The organism is Algibacter pacificus, from assembly GCF_008033385.1.
GTDB lineage: Bacteria > Bacteroidota > Bacteroidia > Flavobacteriales > Flavobacteriaceae > Algibacter > Algibacter pacificus.
Map to the genome: position 1 here is coordinate 74015 of NZ_VOGY01000012.1, position 20026 is coordinate 94040.

At 32.8% G+C, this 20026-nt stretch carries 23 protein-coding genes; 16 read left to right on the forward strand and 7 right to left on the reverse strand.

The genetic code is table 11. From position 1 onward, the window contains the following. Positions 1-12: 12 nt before the first annotated feature. From FQU21_RS14595 to FQU21_RS14615, 5 genes are all read left to right on the forward strand, one after another. Positions 13-471 (forward strand): OsmC family protein, encoded by a 459-nt coding sequence (locus FQU21_RS14595; RefSeq protein ID WP_147678745.1) that lies wholly within the window; start codon positions 13-15, stop codon positions 469-471. Between the two features lie 6 nt (positions 472-477). After that, positions 478-1380: an ABC transporter ATP-binding protein gene (locus tag FQU21_RS14600; protein WP_147678746.1), complete on the forward strand. Its 903-nt coding sequence runs from the start codon at positions 478-480 to the stop codon at positions 1378-1380. A 20-nt stretch (positions 1381-1400) separates the two neighbouring features. Then, positions 1401-2129: an ABC transporter ATP-binding protein gene (locus tag FQU21_RS14605; protein ID WP_147678747.1), complete on the forward strand. Its 729-nt coding sequence runs from the start codon at positions 1401-1403 to the stop codon at positions 2127-2129. 99 nt (positions 2130-2228) lie between these two features. Then, positions 2229-3335 carry an ABC transporter permease gene (locus FQU21_RS14610; protein ID WP_147678748.1) on the forward strand — a complete coding sequence of 369 codons (1107 nt, stop codon included), beginning with the start codon at positions 2229-2231 and terminating at the stop codon, positions 3333-3335. 87 nt (positions 3336-3422) lie between these two features. Continuing rightward, on the forward strand, positions 3423-4544 hold the full coding sequence (locus FQU21_RS14615) for an ABC transporter permease (RefSeq protein WP_147678749.1): 1122 nt from the start codon (positions 3423-3425) through the stop codon (positions 4542-4544). A 92-nt stretch (positions 4545-4636) separates the two neighbouring features. On the opposite strand, the gene FQU21_RS14620 is transcribed toward FQU21_RS14615, so the two are convergent. Together FQU21_RS14620 and FQU21_RS14625 are read right to left on the reverse strand one after the other, a co-directional pair. Beyond that, a complete protein-coding gene (locus FQU21_RS14620; RefSeq protein ID WP_147678750.1) occupies positions 4637-5116 on the reverse strand; it encodes an Lrp/AsnC family transcriptional regulator in 480 nt (159 codons plus the stop codon). A 70-nt stretch (positions 5117-5186) separates the two neighbouring features. After that, positions 5187-6344 carry a M14 family zinc carboxypeptidase gene (locus tag FQU21_RS14625; protein WP_147678751.1) on the reverse strand — a complete coding sequence of 386 codons (1158 nt, stop codon included), beginning with the start codon at positions 6342-6344 and terminating at the stop codon, positions 5187-5189. A 282-nt stretch (positions 6345-6626) separates the two neighbouring features. On the opposite strand from FQU21_RS14625, the gene FQU21_RS14630 reads away from it, so the two are divergent. After that, a complete protein-coding gene (locus tag FQU21_RS14630; protein ID WP_147678752.1) occupies positions 6627-7031 on the forward strand; it encodes a helix-turn-helix domain-containing protein in 405 nt (134 codons plus the stop codon). A gap of 27 nt (positions 7032-7058) precedes the next feature. After that, the gene (locus FQU21_RS14635) at positions 7059-7427 is read left to right on the forward strand and encodes a DNA topoisomerase IV (RefSeq protein WP_147678753.1); all 369 of its coding nucleotides are present in this window, start codon (positions 7059-7061) and stop codon (positions 7425-7427) included. A 7-nt stretch (positions 7428-7434) separates the two neighbouring features. Here FQU21_RS14635 and FQU21_RS14640 read toward each other — a convergent pair whose 3' ends face one another. Then, the gene (locus FQU21_RS14640) at positions 7435-7935 is read right to left on the reverse strand and encodes a hydrolase (protein WP_147678754.1); all 501 of its coding nucleotides are present in this window, start codon (positions 7933-7935) and stop codon (positions 7435-7437) included. Between the two features lie 9 nt (positions 7936-7944). After that, a complete protein-coding gene (locus FQU21_RS14645) occupies positions 7945-8706 on the reverse strand; it encodes an MBL fold metallo-hydrolase (RefSeq protein WP_147678755.1) in 762 nt (253 codons plus the stop codon). 93 nt (positions 8707-8799) lie between these two features. Between FQU21_RS14645 and FQU21_RS14650 the strand changes: the two genes are divergently transcribed. After that, positions 8800-10263, forward strand: a complete 1464-nt coding sequence (locus FQU21_RS14650) for a TonB-dependent receptor (protein WP_147678756.1) — start codon at positions 8800-8802, stop codon at positions 10261-10263. A 73-nt stretch (positions 10264-10336) separates the two neighbouring features. On the opposite strand, the gene bcp is transcribed toward FQU21_RS14650, so the two are convergent. Then, positions 10337-10789, reverse strand: a complete 453-nt coding sequence (bcp, locus tag FQU21_RS14655; protein WP_147678757.1) for a thioredoxin-dependent thiol peroxidase — start codon at positions 10787-10789, stop codon at positions 10337-10339. Positions 10790-10826: 37 nt separating this feature from the next. Between bcp and FQU21_RS14660 the strand changes: the two genes are divergently transcribed. The 3 genes from FQU21_RS14660 to FQU21_RS14670 all read left to right on the forward strand — a co-directional run bounded on the left by FQU21_RS14660 (position 10827) and on the right by FQU21_RS14670 (position 13208). After that, the gene (locus FQU21_RS14660) at positions 10827-11483 is read left to right on the forward strand and encodes an endonuclease III domain-containing protein (RefSeq protein WP_147678758.1); all 657 of its coding nucleotides are present in this window, start codon (positions 10827-10829) and stop codon (positions 11481-11483) included. Positions 11484-11640: 157 nt separating this feature from the next. Further along, positions 11641-12459: a 3-methyl-2-oxobutanoate hydroxymethyltransferase gene (panB, locus tag FQU21_RS14665; protein WP_147678759.1), complete on the forward strand. Its 819-nt coding sequence runs from the start codon at positions 11641-11643 to the stop codon at positions 12457-12459. A gap of 41 nt (positions 12460-12500) precedes the next feature. Next, a complete protein-coding gene (locus tag FQU21_RS14670) occupies positions 12501-13208 on the forward strand; it encodes an RluA family pseudouridine synthase (protein ID WP_147678760.1) in 708 nt (235 codons plus the stop codon). On the opposite strand, the gene FQU21_RS14675 is transcribed toward FQU21_RS14670, so the two are convergent. After that, entirely contained in the window at positions 13203-13661 is a 459-nt protein-coding gene (locus tag FQU21_RS14675) for an Lrp/AsnC family transcriptional regulator (RefSeq protein ID WP_147678761.1), read from the reverse strand. The genes FQU21_RS14670 and FQU21_RS14675 overlap by 6 nt on opposite strands. A gap of 156 nt (positions 13662-13817) precedes the next feature. Here FQU21_RS14675 and FQU21_RS14680 point away from each other — a divergent pair, with 156 nt between their 5' ends. Further along, entirely contained in the window at positions 13818-15023 is a 1206-nt protein-coding gene (locus tag FQU21_RS14680; protein WP_147678762.1) for an aminotransferase class I/II-fold pyridoxal phosphate-dependent enzyme, read from the forward strand. Between the two features lie 98 nt (positions 15024-15121). On the opposite strand, the gene FQU21_RS14685 is transcribed toward FQU21_RS14680, so the two are convergent. Continuing rightward, complete coding sequence (locus FQU21_RS14685) at positions 15122-15763, reverse strand: protein-L-isoaspartate(D-aspartate) O-methyltransferase (protein ID WP_147678763.1); 642 nt, start codon at positions 15761-15763, stop codon at positions 15122-15124. Positions 15764-15920: 157 nt separating this feature from the next. Between FQU21_RS14685 and FQU21_RS14690 the strand changes: the two genes are divergently transcribed. The 4 genes from FQU21_RS14690 to FQU21_RS14705 all read left to right on the forward strand — a co-directional run bounded on the left by FQU21_RS14690 (position 15921) and on the right by FQU21_RS14705 (position 20008). After that, on the forward strand, positions 15921-16880 hold the full coding sequence (locus FQU21_RS14690) for a Gfo/Idh/MocA family protein (RefSeq protein WP_147678764.1): 960 nt from the start codon (positions 15921-15923) through the stop codon (positions 16878-16880). A gap of 67 nt (positions 16881-16947) precedes the next feature. After that, a complete protein-coding gene (locus FQU21_RS14695; RefSeq protein ID WP_147678765.1) occupies positions 16948-17841 on the forward strand; it encodes a 3-hydroxyacyl-CoA dehydrogenase family protein in 894 nt (297 codons plus the stop codon). A gap of 39 nt (positions 17842-17880) precedes the next feature. Then, a complete protein-coding gene (locus FQU21_RS14700) occupies positions 17881-18546 on the forward strand; it encodes a YggS family pyridoxal phosphate-dependent enzyme (RefSeq protein ID WP_147678766.1) in 666 nt (221 codons plus the stop codon). A gap of 79 nt (positions 18547-18625) precedes the next feature. After that, on the forward strand, positions 18626-20008 hold the full coding sequence (locus FQU21_RS14705) for an exonuclease domain-containing protein (protein WP_147678767.1): 1383 nt from the start codon (positions 18626-18628) through the stop codon (positions 20006-20008). Positions 20009-20026: the final 18 nt, after the last annotated feature.

Here is a 20026-nt window from a genome sequence, read left to right on the forward strand (position 1 = left end):
AACTATAGTATCATGGACAAACACACTTACAATGTTAATGTAAATTGGACACAAGACCGAAAAGGAACCATGTGTTCTCCTGAATTAAAGAATAAGACAACCAATGAATCAAATTGCCTAGAAGTGGCCACACCGCCAGAATTCCCTAAAGGCATGCCTAATATTTGGACCCCCGAACATTTATTTACAGCAGCGGTAAGTAGTTGTTTAATGACGACCTTTTTAGCCATAGCTGAATTTTCAAAATTAGAATTCGTGAGTTTTAAATGCGACTCTAAAGGCATTCTTGAAAAAGTAGATGGCAAATTTGTAATTAGCGAAGTGCTGCTTTTTCCTGAAGTTGTAATTACCAATGAATCTAAAAAAGAACGCGCTGCCCGTATTTTAGAAAAATCGGAAAAAGCCTGTTTAATTTCGAATTCTATTACTTCGCAAATTACAATGGAAACAAAAATTACTATTCAAAATTAAAACGAAGTGGGTATATCTGTCAGTCATATTAGCAAATCGTACAAAGCCGTAAAAGCTTTAAAAGATATTTCTTTTGAAGTTAAAGCAGGTGAACTTTTTGGACTTATAGGCCCCGACGGTGCAGGAAAAACAACCTTATTCCGCATTTTAACCACCCTTTTAATTGCTAATGAAGGTACCGCAACGGTTGCTAATTTTGATGTGATTTCAGATTATAAAAATATTAGAAAAAGTGTTGGCTATATGCCAGGAAAATTTTCACTCTATCAAGACTTAACAGTTGAAGAAAATCTCGATTTTTTCGCCACAATATTCGGAACAACCATAGAAGAAAATTACGATTTAATAAAAGACATTTACGTGCAAATAGCACCTTTTAAAGATCGTAGAGCAGGAAAATTATCTGGAGGAATGAAACAAAAACTCGCTTTATGCTGTGCTTTAATACACAAACCTAAAGTGTTGTTTTTAGATGAACCAACCACAGGCGTAGATCCTGTATCGAGAAAAGAATTTTGGGATATGCTAAAACGATTACAACAAAAAGGCATCACTATTTTAGTCTCTACACCTTATATGGACGAAGCTGCTTTGTGCGATAGAATTGCGCTAATTCAAGATGGGAAAATTCTAGAAATAGACACGCCTCAAGCCATTGTAAAACATTACCCTAAACAAATTTATAATGTGAGAGCAAATAACACTTATCAACTTATAAAGGCCTTAAACACTTATAAACACAACCATAGCACCTACCCTTTTGGTGAGTTTGTACATTATACCGATAGTCGATTAAATTTTAATCCTGATGATTTAGTACGGTATTTAGAATCAAAAAAGCTATCAAATATTGAAATTGAAAAAACAAACCCCACCATTGAAGACACCTTTATGGAACTTGCTAAATAAACTGTAAAGTTTAAATAAAAATGAAAAACAACAAAGTCATACAGGTAGAAGGATTAACCAAAATATTCGGAGATTTTGCCGCTGTAAACGCCATAACTTTCGAGGTTAATAAAGGTGAAATTTTTGGGTTTCTTGGCGCCAACGGTGCTGGTAAAACTACAGCTATGAAAATGCTGATTGGTATTTCCACACCAACTTCCGGCAAAGCTAATGTTGCAGGGTTTGATGTGCATAAACACGCCGAAGACATTAAAAAAAATATTGGTTATATGAGTCAGAAATTTGCTTTGTATGACGATTTAACGGTTAAAGAAAATATTACATTTTTTGGAGGTATCTACGGTTTATCAAGAAAAAGAATAAAAGAGAAATCGGCCGTCTTAATAGAAGAATTAGGTCTAGAAAAAGTAGCCAATAAGCTTGTTGGAGCGCTACCACTTGGATGGAAACAAAAATTATCCTTTTCGGTTGCCTTACTTCACGAGCCTAAAATTGTATTTTTAGATGAACCCACAGGAGGTGTAGACCCTATTACGAGACGACAATTTTGGGAAATGATTTACAAAGCCGCTAGCGAAGGAACCACCGTTTTTGTCACCACACATTATATGGATGAAGCCGAATATTGCGATAGAGTTTCCATTATGGTAAACGGAAAAATTGAAGCTTTAGATACACCGAAACGTCTTAAAGAAAAATTTAAAGTTGATCATATGAATGATGTGTTTTTAAAATTAGCGCGAGGATGAAAATAAGTTTTCAGTCGCAGTCACAGTCGCAGTGGCTGTATTCAGTAATAAAGAACGCATTGGATTTCTAGGAGTATCAGTGTAATACATTATAGATAAATGAAAAGATTCATAGGTTTTATAAAAAAGGAATTCTACCACATATTTAGAGACAGACGCTCTTTGTTTATCCTATTTGGTATGCCTATTGCCCAAATTATGTTATTCGGTTTTGCTATTACAAACGAAATCAATAATGTTGATATTGCGGTTTTAGATCATTCTAAAGATGCGACTACAAAAGAGATTATCAACAAAATTTCGGCTTCAAAATATTTTAGTATCAATCAATTTATTGATAAAGAATCGGATATTGAAACTATTTTTAAGAAAGGAAAGGTAAAAGCCGTACTAAATTTCGAAAAAGATTTCAGTAAAAATCTAATAAAAGATCACAACGCCAAAATACAAATCGTTACCGATGCTACAGATCCGAATACTGCAAATACGATAAGTAACTACGTAAACGCCATTCTTATTCAATACCAAAAAGAACTGAATAAAAACATCACAATTTCCTATCAAATAGTACCAAGAACCCGTATGGTTTACAATCCGGAATTAAAAAGTGTATACATGTTTGTTCCGGGGGTTATGACGATTATTTTAATGCTTGTTTCAGCCATGATGACCTCCATTTCCATCACCCGAGAAAAGGAATTAGGCACTATGGAAATTCTTTTAGTGTCTCCAATAAAACCCATTCAAGTTATTGTAGGCAAGGTATTTCCGTATATTTTCTTATCTATTATTAACGCAATTGTGATTGTTTTACTGAGCATTTTCATATTTAAAATGCCGGTTCAAGGCAGCTTATTTCTCTTAGGCATGGAAAGCGTATTATTCATCATAACCGCATTGGCTTTGGGTATATTAATTTCAACCATTTCGGCAACACAACAAACCGCTATGATGATTTCCTTAATAGGACTCATGCTTCCTGTTATTTTATTATCTGGTTTTATTTTTCCTATTTCAAGTATGCCATTACCCTTGCAAATGATCAGTAATATCATTCCAGCAAAATGGTTTATTATCATTATTAAAGGGATCATGCTTAAAGGTGTTGGTATGCAATTTATATGGAAAGAAACCTTGATTTTATTGGGGATGACTATTTTTTTCATAGGGTTAAGTGTGAAAAAATATAAAATTAGATTGGAGTAAAAATAGATAATAGAACGAATTAAAAAGACCAAACAATATTTAAAGTGTCTTTACTAACCGTTCTATTCTCTTTATTCTTTAAAAAACATGAAAACAATTCTATACATCATACAAAAGGAATTCAAACAAATCTTTAGAAATAAAGGCATGCTTCCTATTATTTTTGTTTTGCCGATAGTACAACTCGTTATATTATCAAACGCAGCTACTTTTGAAGTGAAGAACATAAAATTTGGTTATATTGATAACGATCACACATCGACATCGAGAGCCTTAATTGAAAAATTTAATGCATCGACGTATTTTAATGTTTTAACCGATTTTTCTTCGGAAAGATTAGCTAGTTCCGAAATGTTAAAAGGACATGTAGATGTTATTTTAGAAATTCCACAGTATTTTGAACGGGATTTTCAAAAAGAAAAACATAGTAATTTAGGTGTTACCATTAACGCGATTGACGGTGCTGCTGCAGGTGTAGAAAACGTTTATGTTACACAAATTATCCAACGTTTCAATCAAAATATAAAGATTGATGTATTTCAAGTTTCAGACAAACAAATTCAGCCAATTTCAATAGAAACCATTCCTTTATTTTGGTATAATAAAACGCTAAACTACAAAACTTTTATGGTGCCCGGTATATTGGTTTTATTGGTTACTATGATTACTTTATTCCTTTCCGGAATGAATATTGTTCGAGAAAAAGAAATTGGTACCTTAGAGCAAATAAACGTCACCCCCATTAAAAAAAGTCAGTTTATTATTGGGAAACTCTTTCCGTTTTGGGTTATAGGGATGGGCTTATTAACTGTGGGATTAACATTAGCAAAACTCATATTTAACGTCCCGATGATTGGGAGCTTACCACTCCTCTATTTATACACCTCTATTTATATTTTAGTGATTTTAGGAATTGGTTTATTCATTTCAAATTTTACCGATACCCAACAACAAGCCATGTTTATTGCTTGGTTTTTTACGGTGATTTTTATCTTAATGAGCGGCTTGTTCACTCCAATAGAAAGTATGCCTAAATGGGCGCAAACCATAACAGAATTCAACCCTATAAAATACTTTGTTGAAGTGATGCGTATGGTCATGCTTAAAGGGGCTAATTTATCCGATATTACGCCAATGCTAATAAAAACAACCCTTTACGCCTTTATTATGAACGGTCTAGCGGTTAGGAGCTATAAGAAAACGAATTAAATTAACTTCCCCAAATGCGTGCAAACTAAAAATCCTGAACAATTTTAGATGTTCAGGATTTTTTTAATATTTAAAAGTCTTGTTAACTTTAATTACATATCATTAAAAATAGAATGCATTAAACGTTTTTTATCGTTTATACTTTCTTCTAAAGAAATCATAGTTTCTGTTCTATAAACACCTTCGATATCATCTAACATAAAAATAACCTCTTTAGCATGCTCTGTACTTCTCGCTCTAATTTTACAGAAAATATTGAATTTTCCTGTTGTAATGTGCGCTACAGTAACGTAAGCAATTTCGTTTATACGTTCTAATACAAACTTAGTTTGCGATGTGTTATTTAAATAAACACCAACATAAGCAATAAACGAATATCCTAATTTTTTATAATCTAATGTTAAAGATGAACCACGAATAATGCCCGCTTCTTCCATCTTTTTAACACGCACGTGTACTGTACCAGCAGATATTAGTAGTTTTTTTGCTATATCTGTAAACGGAATTCTTGTGTTATCAATTAACATATCAAGAATTTGGTGATCTATTTCGTCTAACTTTATTTTCCCCATAATTAACTATTCTTAAATAAAAACCAAAAATAATACATTTTTACTAATAATTACACATAATAAATGCGCTTTATTTCAATAATAATGAAAATTTTTCATGATTTATTATTACGAAAACGTTTTCGCTACCTACTTGTAGATCCATTCCTTCACCATCTAAGACCTGTAAACCTTTAGCATCAAATTCTTTATGTCCGAAAAAAGCTTCTAAATTTTCAATTTTATCCACTTTAGGAAAAAATTCAATTTTATTATCCACTAATTTTTCTTGATACAAAATGCCGATATCTAATATTTTGTCATCTGACGACTTTCCGAACTTTACATTTCTAATAATGATATCATAAAAGCATTTATCATTTTCAGGAATTTCAAAATAAGGCTTATAGGCATCGCCTGTTACTTCATTTTTAGATATATACAATAAAGAGGTAATATACGATGTGTAAATAAGCTCTCGGGTTACGTCACGCCCATAGTCGTCTTTATAATGTCCTGCTTCAAATAAAATAGTTGGTACATTTTCACTTTGAAAGGTGTCGCCAACACAATTTAAGTTAAAAGCATCATCATAAACCCCAACGCCATTAGGAATAAGTTGCTGCAAGGCTTCATTCATAACGGCAATAACTTCCATAGCACGTTTTCTATTGGCTGTTACCGTGCAATCTTTATCTTGAGCCGGTGCTAAAAACGACACGGTAGCTAGTTTATTGGTGGTTCCTGCACTAAAAATAGTACGTTGCCCATGTAAATTATAGCAAAAATGAGGATTAAAACGTTTAAATGTAGCCCTTAAAATGCGACTTTCTGGTTGCGTAAGGTTTTGTGCATCTCTGTTTAAATCTACTTTGTTGGCATTTATACGTGTATAGGCATTTGCGCCATCGGGATTTAAAATAGGTATAATATATAAAGTACAGTTTTCTAATATAGTATTTAAACCCGCTTCTTTATCTAAAAGGGTGTTTAATAAATCGAAAATAGCTTTTGTAGTCGTCGACTCGTTGCCGTGCATTTGAGACCACATTAATATCCGTTTTTCACCCTGCCCAATTTTTAAACCATAAATAGATTCTTTTAAAACAGACTCGCCAATGACTTCGACGATAATATGTTTTTCTAAGTTTTTTAAAAGCGGTTTAATATGATTATTGGTAATATATCTATGAGATAAAGGCGATGCTTTATGTTTTAAAAACAGTTGTTTAATAATGTCTAATTTCATGGTATTTTTTTATGATACAAATGTAAACAATTACTAATTTACATTTGTAAACAGATTAAACTCTTATTTTTGTTTACATAAGTATACAATTAATAACAAGTATTACACCTTAAAACTCCCTTATTAGACAAAAACATTATAAATAACAGTTTTTCAGACTATTACCAACAATTAATTAAAGTAATAGTTATACATAAAATATAATTTAACAAACAAACACATTACCAATACGCATATATTTGTTACATTTGTAACATCGGTTTACTAAAAAAATAATTTACAATGATAAACAGCGAAGCATTCGTTAAACGACTTAAAAAAGTGATGGAATATTACGGTGAATCTGCTTCTTCTTTTGCCGAAAAAATTGATGTGCAACGCTCGAGTATCTCACACATATTATCAGGGAGAAACAAACCAAGTTTAGAGTTTGTTTTAAAAACGCTTACCGCCTTTCCCGAAGTAGAATTGTATTGGTTAATGAATGGTAAAGGACATTTTCCTAAACAGAACATTATTAAGGAAGAAATAAAAACCCCTATTACACCAACTAAAAGTAATACTGAAACACCTTTAAAAACAGAAAACATTCAAACAAGCTTAAACCTAAAAACAGACGCCAACAAAACTATTGAGCGCATAGTTGTTTTTTATTCCGACGGAAGCTTTAAAAATTATGAGAATTAGAGTAATTTTGCGATTCAATATATTTATATGAAATTCCTATACCTTTTACCACTACTTTTTCTTTTTAACTGCTACGAAACCACCCGCAACTGCAAAGACTTTAAAACAGGTACCTTTTACAGTGAAGTGACTATTGATGGTGAATTATATAAATCGAAGTTTGAAAGAAACGAAACCATACAAGTGGAGATTTACGACAACAAAATAGACTCGTCTCAATTAAGATGGATAAACGATTGCGAAGTGGTGTTTAAAACCATAAATCCTAAGAATATGGCGGAACAAAAAGATATTCATTTAAAAATACTAACCACCACCGATTCATCATACACCTATGAATACTCGTATGTAGGAGAAACAAAAAAACAAAAAGGAATTGCTTATAAGGCTAAATAAAACCTATTTATTGCAATGGATATAAAAAAGATTCTACTAAATTAAACGTAACCTTTTTTTTATCAGTAACCTGATAGGTTAAAAATAGCTCACCCCAAAATTCGCCATCTGAAAAATCGGCAATAATCCATTTATGATTTAAGAGTTTCACTTTATTAATCAGCATTTTGTGTCCTTCACTAGACGCATAAGGAATTAACGGATGCTCTCCTTTCACTTCGTTTAAAGCATAGAGTTCATCTTTTATATACGGAATTAATTCTTCTGTATCAAAACCGTCGCGCTCAAAATAACTAAGCGCATCTTCATTTTTTTCTAAATTGAAATATGATAAGTTGGATATTTTAGCATTTAAAACTAAAACCGAATCTTTATATTTATCTACTTGCGCTTTCTGTTTACCAAGTTTAGTATTCATTTCCTCGAAAACATGTTTAGAATTTACATACTGAAACAGTACAAGTAACATTGAAAACATAAACAAATACATGAAAATTCTTTTTGCCATGGGGTAATTTTATAAATTTAATTCTAATTCATCATAAGCCAAAAACACATTATCAGGAAGTGTTTTTTCAACATCTTCATGAAAACCTAACAAATGACTTATGTGCGTTAAATACGCTTTTTCTGGATTCACCTTTTTTATAAACTCTAACGCTTCTTCTAAATTAAAATGTGAGTGATGCCACTCTATTCGCAAAGCATTAACAACTAAAATCTTTACATTTTTTATTTTTTCAATCTCCACATCTTCAACCTGTTTCATATCGGTTAAATAAGCAAAATCGTTAAATTTAAAACCAAAAACCTGTAAACCACCATGCAAACCATTTATAGGCACAACAGACAAACCACCTAATTCAAACGGTTTGTTTTCAATTTCATTAACAGTAACTGCTGGTGCTCCCGGATAACGATCTTTTGTTTTAAATACGTAGTCAAAACGTTTTTTTAATTCATTTAAAACGCGTGGATGTCCGTAAATAGGAATATCTCCTTGTCTAAAATAAAACGGCCGAATATCATCAAAACCTAAAACATGATCAGAATGCTCATGGGTAAACACAATAGCATCAATGCGTTCACAACCAGATCGTAACATTTGATATCGAAAATCAGGTCCGCAATCTACAACACACGAAAATCCATTCCATTCTATTAAAACAGAAACTCGTAACCGTTTATCTTTTTTATTTTTACTTAAACATACAGGGTGTTTACTTCCAATAACAGGAACGCCCTGCGATGTGCCAGTGCCTAAAAATGTAACTTTCAAATATGTGAATTTTTAAACAAAAATAAACTTTATTTTTTTGTTTAGCACACTAATTTAATATCTTTGTCTGTACAGACCTAACCTATATACTATATGGATATTACCATTAAAGGCGATAAAGAGTTTAACGATATTCCTTCGTTAAAATCTAAAGCGCTTCGCATTAATTTAAACGAAAATATTTACGGAACATTTGCTGAAATTGGCGCGGGACAAGAAACCTGTCGCCATTTTTTTAGGGCCGGCGGAGCTTCTGGAACAATTGCTAAAGCCATGTCTGCTTATGATAAAGATTTTAGTGATTCCATTTACGGTGTGGAAGATGATGGCCGTTATGTAACCGAAGCTAGATTGCGTAAAATGCTTTCTCACGAAATGAACCTCATGGAGACTAGGCTTACGCGTGAAAAAAATCCGAATAAAATATTTTTTACCTACGCAAACACGGTTGCTACTATCGATTTTGCTAAGCAATTTAAAGGACACGGCTGGGTAGGTATTAAATATCAAGTTGAGGCTACTGGTGATTATAACGAAATTATTCTTCACTTGCGTTTTAAAGAAACCGATGCGCGATTACAACAAGAAACCCTTGGAGTGCTTGGAACAAACTTAATTTACGGGGCTTTTTATAAATATAATGAACCTAAAAAATTACTACGGTATTTATATGATCATCTGGATAAAGATCAAATAGAAATTGACACTATTAATTTTTCGGGACCTGTATTTAATAATGTAGATAACCGATTAATGAGTTTACAACTTGTAAAAAACGGAATGACCGACGCCGTAATGTTTGGTCCTGATGGTACGAATGTGCTTCCTGCCCGTATTTTTTATAAGAAAAATATTTTAGCCCTTCGCGGAAGCTTTAGACCTGTAACCAAAGTAAACATGGCTATGTATGAGAAATCATACGAAATGTTTATCAAGGAAAATAAGGTTGATGAAAAAAACACAGTGGTTGTTTTTGAAATCACACTTTCTAATTTAAGAGCGGAAGGCGAAATAGACGAGCAAGATTTTATTGATAGAGCAGATTTATTATGTTCTCTAGGACAATCTGTTATGATATCTAACTTCCAAGAATACTTTAAGGTAGTTGAATACTTCTCTAACTACACAAAAGCAAGAATGGGACTTGCTATGGGTGTGAGTAATCTTGTTGATATTTTTGATGAAAAATACTACCGTCATATAAGCGGTGGGATTTTAGAAGCCTTTGGTAAACTATTCTTTAAAGATTTAAAAGTTTACTTATACCCTATGAAAGACCCTAAAACAGGTGAACTTATTACAAGTGAAAACCTAAAAGTTTATCCACGTATGAAGGAACTTTACAAATTCTTTAAATACAACGGAAAGGTAATTGATATTGAAGATTATGATGAAAAAATAATGAATATCTTTTCTAGAGAAATTTTAAATAAAATTGCCAATGGAGAATTAGGATGGGAATCTATGGTTCCAGAAGGCACAGACGATTTAATTAAAGAATACCGATTATTTGGTTACACTAGAAGACCTTTAACCTTAAGCAGAAAACGAAAGTAATACTTTATATAAAACACAAAAAAGGCTATATTTCAATAATATAGCCTTTTTTTATTCTTGTATTTCTAAAAACTTACTCTAAAATTTGAGCAGCGTGATCTTTGGTTTTTACTTTTTCAATAACCCGTTCTACAATGCCATTTTCATCAATAATAAATGTCATTCTATGAATGCCATCATAAACTCTACCCATAAATTTCTTCGGTCCCCAAACACCAAAAGTATTAATCACGGTTTTATCTTCATCTGCCAATAATGGAAATGGAAATTCATGCTTATTTTTAAAATTAGATTGACGCTTTGCAGAATCTGCACTAACTCCTAATAAAGCATAACCTTTTTCTTTTAAAACCTCATAATGATCTCTCAAATTACATGCTTCAACTGTACACCCTGGCGTACTGGCCTTTGGATAAAAAAACACAATCAACTTACGCCCTTTGTAATCGCTTAAACTTACTGTGTTGCCTTGTTCATCTTGCGCCGTAAAATTAGGAACGGCATCACCTTGTTTTAGTGTGTTCATAGTATTAACTTTGATTTCTCAAACAAAAGTACAATTTATGACTAAACAAGAAAAGGTAAACTTTGTTATTAATACACTTTACAAACTATATCCCGAAATCCCTATCCCTTTAGATCATAAAGACCCTTATACTTTATTAATTGCCGTACTTATGTCGGCTCAAAGCACCGATGTTCGGGTCAACAAAATCACTCCGCTTTTATTTGAACAAGCCGATAATCCTTATGATATGGTAAAACTTACCGTAGAAGATATTCGAGAAATTATTAAACCTGTTGGTCTATCCCCTATGAAAAGCAAGGGGATTCATGGTTTATCCAAAATACTAATTGAAAAATATAATGGCGAGGTTCCAAAAACCTACGAAGCACTAGAAGCGCTACCCGCTGTAGGACATAAAACAGCCGCTGTTGTACTGTCTCAAGCCTTTGGAATTCCAGCTTTTCCTGTAGATACACATATTCATAGATTAATGTATCGCTGGAATTTAACGAACGGAAAAAACGTAGTTCAAACCGAAAAAGATGCGAAACGCCTATTCCCTGAAGAATTATGGAACGATTTACATTTACAAATTATTTGGTATGGCCGTCAATATTCGCCCGCTAGAGGTTGGGATTTAGAAAAAGATATTATCACCAAAACCATTGGCAGACAATCAGTTATTCAGGAGTATTATAAAAACAAAAAATAATAATACAAATCGCAACAAAGCCTTTCAAATAAAACAAAATACTATCTTCTTTATTTAGTATTTTTACAAACCAATTAAAATAAATTTAAAATAATAAGAAGATGTCTTTTTTTCAAATTAAAAAAAAAGTAAATCTTTCATATAAAACACAAACATAATGTCTACCGCAAAAAAAGAATACAAACGCGTTACCGTAAAAACATTGGTTGAAATGAAAAACCATGGTGAAAAAATATCCATGCTAACCGCTTACGACTATACCATGGCTAAAATTGTTGATGGCTCAGGTGTTGATGTTATTCTTGTTGGAGACTCCGCAAGTAACGTTATGGCTGGTCACGAAACCACTTTACCAATCACTTTAGATCAAATGATTTATCATGCTTCGTCTGTAATTCGCGCCGTTAACCGTGCTCTTGTTGTAGTCGATTTACCGTTTGGAAGCTACCAAAGTGACCCTAAAGAAGCTTTACGCTCTGCTATTAGAATTATGAAAGAAAGTGGTGCACACTCGGTAAAACTAGAAGGTGGGCGAGAAATTAAAGAGTCTATTAAGCGTATTTTAAATGCTGGAATTCCGGTTATGGGGCATTTAGGCTTAACACCGCAATCTATCTATAAATTCGGGACTTACACGGTTCGAGCTAAAGAAGAAAAAGAAGCAATCGATTTAATAAAAGACGCCAAAATGCTCGAAAAAATTGGCTGTTTTGCTATTGTTTTAGAAAAAGTTCCAGCGGCTTTAGCAAAAAAAGTAGCAGAAAGTGTTAGCATCCCAATTATAGGAATTGGTGCAGGACATGATGTTGATGGCCAAGTTTTAGTATTGCATGACATGATTGGAATGACTCACGAATTTCATCCGAGATTTTTAAGACGGTATTTAAACCTATATAAAGACATGACTGAAGCAATTTCTCAATATGTTAACGATGTAAAATCGATAGATTTCCCTAACCATAGCGAGCAATATTAAAAGCAATATACCCCTCCAAACATTTAGTTAACTTATAAAATATGCAAAAAAAAATAATTTCTAATAAAGATAACTTACAGGTTCTTTATGAAGATAATCATATTATTATAGTAAACAAACGTGCCGGAGATATTGTACAAGGAGACAAAACAGGAGATAAACCATTAAGTGAGGTTGTAAAAGAATATATTGCTCAAAAATACAACAAACCAGGAAATGTTTATTTAGGAGTTGTTCATAGACTAGATCGTCCTACAACTGGTATTGTCGTGTTTTCTAAAACCAGTAAAGCCCTCCCAAGACTCAACAAACTTTTTGTCGAAAAAGACGCAAAAAAAACGTATTGGGCTGTTGTAAAAAACGCCCCTCCAAAACGTACCGACACTTTAATTCATTGGCTAAAAAAGAATTCTAAGAACAACAAATCTTATGCGTATATCAAAGAAGTTAGCAATAGCAAAAAAGCCATTCTTCATTATAAAATATTAAAAAAATTAGATCGTTATATTTTACTCGAAATAAATTTAGAAACGGGACGACACCATCAAATACGCTCGCAATTATCAACTATTGGATGCCAAATAAAAGGCGATTTAAAATATGGTTTTGATCGCAGTAATAAAGACGCCAGCATTCACTTACACGCAAGGCAATTAAGCTTTATTCACCCTGTAAAAAAAGAACCTATAAACATTATCGCTCCTTTACCTAAAGATCCGGTTTGGGATGCTTGCTTAACAAAATCATAATTTTATAGTTGTGGTATATTTTACTTCGTTTATAACAAACATACTTTGCGTACTACCAATATGGTTAATACTAGTTAACTTTTTTACCATAAAATCTCTAAATACCGCCATATCTTTAACTAAAACTTTTAACAAATAATCATATTCGCCGCTAACATGATAACACTCCAAAATTTCATCAAGCTTAGCAATCTCTTCCTCAAACCTTATTACATAATTTTGAGTGTGTTTTACTAATTTCACATGGCAGAACACTACAAAATCGCGTTCAATTTTTGTTTTATTTACTAAGGCAATATACCCTTCTATAAACCCTGCTTTTTCCAGTTTTTTTATCCGCTCATAAACAGCTGTAACCGATAGTTTCAACTTATTGGAAAGCTCTTTATTTGTTTGCTTGCTATCTGTTTGCAAAAACTCCAATAACTTTTTATCTACTGAATCAAAAATCATAGTCGAAAATTTTTCAGTAAAACTAAACCAAAAACACTATAAACCAACAATAAAACTAATTTAATATATAAAATTAGTTTTATTTTCTATAAATAAAACCAACTATTGTTATTTATACTAAAAATTTAAAACTTTGCTCAAAATAAAACATAATATATGAAATTTAAACCCGCAAATAATATTCAAGACTTACAATACTTTGGCGAATTTGGAGGTGTAAACCCTTCTATTTCCGACTCATCAACTTACACATTTCTATCTGCAAAAACAATGTTTGATACTTTTGAAGGTAATGCGGATGGTTGCTATTTATATTCACGACACTCCTCACCTTCTAACTTATACTTAGGAGCTGCTTTAGCTGCTATGGAAGGCACTGAAACAGCAAACATAACCGCTTCCGGAATGGGTGCTATTACAGCAACACTTCTTCAATTATGCGGCAACAACGACCATGTTGTATCTAGCAGAACTATTTACGGAGGAACTTATGCTTTTTTAAAGAATTTTGCACCGCGTTTTAATATTAAAACAAGCTTTGTAGACATTACTAAATTAGATGACGTAGAAGCTGCAATAACTAAAAACACCAAAGTAATTTATTGCGAATCGGTTAGCAATCCACTATTAGAAGTAGCCAATATAAAAGCTTTATCTCTAATTGCTAAAAAGCACCAATTAAAATTAGTAGTAGATAACACCTTTTCTCCTTTATCCATAACCCCCGCACTACTAGGCGCTGATGTTGTAATACACAGTTTAACTAAATTTATAAACGGCTCAAGTGATACAGTTGGTGGTGTTATTTGCGGAACAAAAGAATTTATTGATAGCTTAAGAAATGTTAATACTGGTGCAGCAATGCTTTTAGGAGCCACAATGGATAGTATAAAAGCGTCTACAATATTAAAAAACCTAAGAACTTTACACATCAGAATGCAGAAACATAGTGAAAACGCTCTTTATTTATCTGAAAAATTTAAAAGCATTGGTTTAAAAACAGTATACCCAGGACTAAATTCTCATCCATCACACGAATTATATAAAAACATGATGAATCCTTTATATGGCTTTGGAGGTTTGTTTACTTTAGACACAGGTTCCAAAGAGAAAGCTAATGCACTTATGGAGCTTATGCAGAATAAAAACTTAGGATATTTAGCTGTTAGTCTTGGATTTTACAAAACTTTATTTAGTGCTCCAAGCAGTTCTACATCGTCTGAAATTCCAGAAGACGAACAAAAAGAAATGGGGTTAACAGATGGTTTAATTCGTTTTTCCATAGGTCTAGATAGCGACATTGAACGCAGTTTTGAAATTATGAAAAACTGCATGATAGAAGTTGGCGTTTTATCTAAATAAACTTTAACATCAACTACCTATCTAATAACATTAAATAGGTAGTTGATATGATTAAATGTATTTACCTAAAAATAAATTCATTACAAACAAAAAAACTATTAATTCTTATCTTCCAATAACGGTACAAACCTAAACTCTCCAAATTCTTCTTGTTCAAACTCCTTTGGACCTTTTCTAATAAAAAGCGTCATAATTTGCACATCGTCTCCAACAGGAATAACAAGCCTTCCTCCTATTTTTAACTGACTTAACAGCGGGCGCGGCACAAAAGGTGCACCAGCAGTAACAATAATACTATCAAAAGGCGCCTCAGTTTTCAAACCAATATAACCATCTCCAAATATGAGTTTTTTAGGACGATATCCTAATTTGGGTAAAAACTTTTCAGTCTTTTTAAAAAGTTTGTGTTGACGCTCAATACTATAGACCTTTGCTCCTAATTCGCATAAAACAGCGGTTTGATAACCACTACCTGTCCCTATTTCTAGAACGGTGTCTCCGGGTTTAACTTTCATCAATTCACTTTGAAAAGCCACAGTATACGGTTGCGAAATAGTTTGATCTGCAGCAATAGGAAAAGCTTTATCTTGGTATGCATGATCTAAAAAACTAGAATCCATAAAAAGATGACGTGGAATTTTACCAATAGCCGCTAATACAGCCGTGTCAGTTATGCCTTTGTTTTTTAATACATTAACTAATTGTTGCCTTAATCCGTGATGTTTAAAAGTGTCTTTCAATGTTTCCGAAGTTTTACCGTCCAAAATTAGTTAAACATTTTTAAGCGGAAAACATTTTTTATTGAATTTATTTTTAACAAGAATCAGGTAAAATTTTAAGTCTATTTAAGCAAATGGATATCTTAATTATCTTATTTTTGTTAAAAACCTATAAATTATGCTAAACGCTGGAGTACTTGGTGCTGGTCATCTTGGAAAAATTCATTTGAGACTACTTAATCAATCAGAAAAATATAATCTTGTCGGATTTTATGATGCCGATGAAGCTAACGGAAAACGTGTAGAAGCGGAGTTTGGATTCAAATTTTTTAATTCTATTGACGAACTCATCGATGCCGTTGATATGATTGATATTGTAACCCCAACGCTATCACATTACAATTGTGCTAAACAAGCTATAGCTAAAGGAAAACATGTTTTTATTGAAAAACCAATAACCAATACGGTTGAAGAAGCCGAACATATTAGACAACTTTTATCCGAACATAATTTACGAGGCCAAGTCGGTCACGTAGAACGTTTTAACCCGGCTTATTTAGCAATAAAAGACGATATAAAATCACCTATGTTTATTGAAACACACCGCTTAGCCGAGTTTAACCCTCGCGGCACAGACGTTCCTGTGGTTCTCGATTTAATGATTCACGATATCGACATCGTTTTAAGCGTTGTAAAATCTAAAGTAAAGCATATTTCAGCCAGTGGTGTTTCGGTTATTAGCGACACCCCAGATATTGCAAATGCCCGTATAGAATTTGAAAACGGTTGCGTTGCCAATCTTACAGCGAGTAGAATTTCACTTAAAAAAATGAGAAAGGCACGCTTCTTTCAAAAGGACGCTTACATTTCTGTAGATTTTTTAGAAAAGAAATGTGAAGTTGTAAAAATGAAAGATGCTCCAGAAACTCCTGGGGATTTCGATATGGTTTTACAAAACGCAGAAGGTGTTAAAAAACAAATCTATTTTGACAACCCTAAAGTAGCCGATAACAATTCTATTTTAGACGAATTGGAAACCTTTGCACACGCTATCAACACCAATACAACGCCAATTGTAACCTTACATGATGGCACGGAAGCATTGCGTGTGGCTACCCAAATTATTGCCTGCTTTTAGTCTCTAAAATGAGCAATAATTAACATAAAACATGTTCTGCTTTCGCAGAAATAAAAATTTTATCAGCATGAAAAACATAGCAGTCATTGGCGCAGGAACCATGGGAAATGGTATTGCGCACACCTTTGCACAAAGCGGTTTTAAAGTTAAGCTAATCGATATTAACGCATTGGCTTTAGAAACAGGACTGCAAACCATTGTAAGAAATTTAGATCGCATGGTGGCTAAGGAAAAAATTACGGAAACTGATAAAAAGAAGACACTAGACAATATTTCAACATATACTTCAATAGCTGATGGCGTTATAAAAACCGATTTAGTTATTGAAGCTGCAACAGAAAACCTAGATTTAAAATTAAAAGTTTTTAAACAACTTAGTGAAGTTTGTGAAGAGAACTGCATTTTAGCAACCAACACCTCCTCCATTTCTATTACCCAAATTGCTGCGGTTACAGAAAAACCAGATCATGTTATTGGTATGCATTTTATGAATCCGGTGCCTATAATGCCATTGGTTGAAATTATTCGGGGTTACAACACCAGCGATACCGTTACAAAAACCATCATGGATTTATCTATTAAATTAGATAAACAACCTGTGGAAGTTAACGATTATCCCGGTTTTGTAGCGAATAGAATTTTAATACCCATGCTTAATGAATCTATAGAAACACTTTATAATGGTGTTGCTGGCGTAGAAGAAATTGACACCGTAATGAAACTTGGGATGGCACACCCCATGGGACCGCTTCAATTAGCCGATTTTATTGGTTTGGATGTTTGCCTATCTATTTTAAATGTGATGTATAACGGATTTAAAAACCCGAAATACGCCCCATGCCCTTTGTTAGTCAACATGGTTAATGCAGGAAAATTAGGCGTAAAATCTGGTGAAGGTTTTTATGACTATTCTGAACATAAAAAAGCAGAAAAAGTATCAAAACAGTTCGCAGACTTATAACTGAATTTATCGATTTCAAAAACAAAATAACACCTCCAAATGAGTATCAGTAAAAATCTTATTCAAATAAAGTCAATTTTACCAGAACATGTAACACTTGTTGCGGTTTCTAAAACCAAACCTGTTAACGATTTAATGGAAGCCTATAATGCCGGACAACGTATTTTTGGTGAAAATAAAATTCAAGAAATGGCCGACAAGTACGACACTATGCCAAAAGATATTGCATGGCACATGATTGGCCATGTACAGCGTAATAAAGTGAAATACATGGCGCCGTTTGTTGATTTAATCCATGGGGTGGATAATTTTAAATTACTTGAAGAAATAAACAAACAAGCCCAAAAACACGATAGAGTTATCGATTGTCTACTTCAAATAAAAATAGCTTCGGAAGATTCAAAATTTGGCTTATCTCCAATTGAAGCTTCTGAAATTCTTCAATCCGAAGCTTTTTCAGCATTAAAAAACATTAGAATTACTGGGGTTATGGGTATGGCAACCTTTACCGATAACGAAACACAAATAGAAACTGAATTTAAATTATTAAAATCGACTTTCGATAATTTAAAAGACATACATACCGATAATACTGCGTTTACAACCATTTCCATGGGAATGAGTGGTGATTATAAATTAGCAATTCAATGTGGAAGCACTATGGTTCGCGTTGGAAGTAGTATATTTGGTTTAAGAAATTATTAACGGAAATTGCCCGAAGTAGAAAGGCGGATAATAAATACCGACAATACATACTGACGACTGAATATTAAAATAAAAGCATTTGTACGCAATAGTAGATATAGAAACCACTGGTGGAAAATTTAATGAAGAAGGCATCACCGAAATTGCTATTTATAAGTTCGACGGTCATGAGGTAGTCGATCAGTTTATTAGTCTTGTTAATCCAGAACGCGACATACAACCCTTCGTTGTTCAACTTACTGGAATAAATAGCAACATGCTTAAAAATGCTCCAAAGTTTTACGAAATTGCTAAACGTATTATTGAAATTACGGAAGATTGTATTTTAGTAGCGCACAATGCTCAATTTGATTATCGTATTTTGGGTACAGAATTTAGACGCTTAGGATATAATTACAAACGTAAAACACTTTGCACAGTAGAACTGGCTAAAGATTTAATACCAGGACAAGCTTCATATAGTTTAGGAAAATTGGTAAGATCGCTTGGCATTCCTGTAACCGACAGACATCGGGCGTCTGGAGATGCTTTGGCCACCGTAAAACTTTTCAAATTACTATTAGCAAAGGACACGCATAAAAATATTATTCAACAATCTATAAAACTTCATCAAAAAAAGACTCTCGATTCTAAACTTTTAAATATTCTCGATAAGCTTCCAACAACCACGGGCGTATATTATATTCATAATGATGATGGCGATATCATTTATATTGGAAAAAGTAATAACATAAAAAAAAGAATTAATCAACACTTTTTAGGAACGAACTCTAAATCGAAAAAAATTCGGAAATTAGTAAGTGATGTAACCTACGAATCTACAGGAAGTGAGCTCGTAGCTCTTCTTAAAGAAAACGAAGAAATAAAGCAAAATAAACCTTTATTAAACAGAGCTTTACGTCGATCCATTTTCACTCAAGCTTTATATAGTTTTATTGATGAAAACAATTATATAAATTTAAAAATTGATGTGGCCGATGGTCGCAAAAAAAACATTACAACCTTCACTAACCGACAAAGTGCCAAAAGCTTTTTAACCCATATGGTGGAAGAATATAATCTTTGTCAAAAACTAACCGGACTTTACAAAACAAAAACAAACTGTTTTAGCTATGATTTAAAAGAATGCCGTGGTGCCTGCATACAAAAAGAAACATCAGAATCTTATAATAAACGTGTCAATGAATTAATTTCAAAACACAACTATACTAACAAAAACATGGTTATTGTAGATCGCGGCAGAGCAATAGATGAACGTAGTGTTGTTTTAATAGAAAACGGTGTTTTTAAAGGACTTGGATTTGTCAATCTAAACTATCAAATTAACACAATTAGCGTGCTAGAATCTATAATTACCCCCATGGAAAACAATCGAGACGCCCAACATATTATTAAAAATTACGTTCGAAAAAATAAACGTTTGAAAATTATAGATCTCAATAAAAACAAAGCAAACGAGTAATATATTTAATATTTTTAC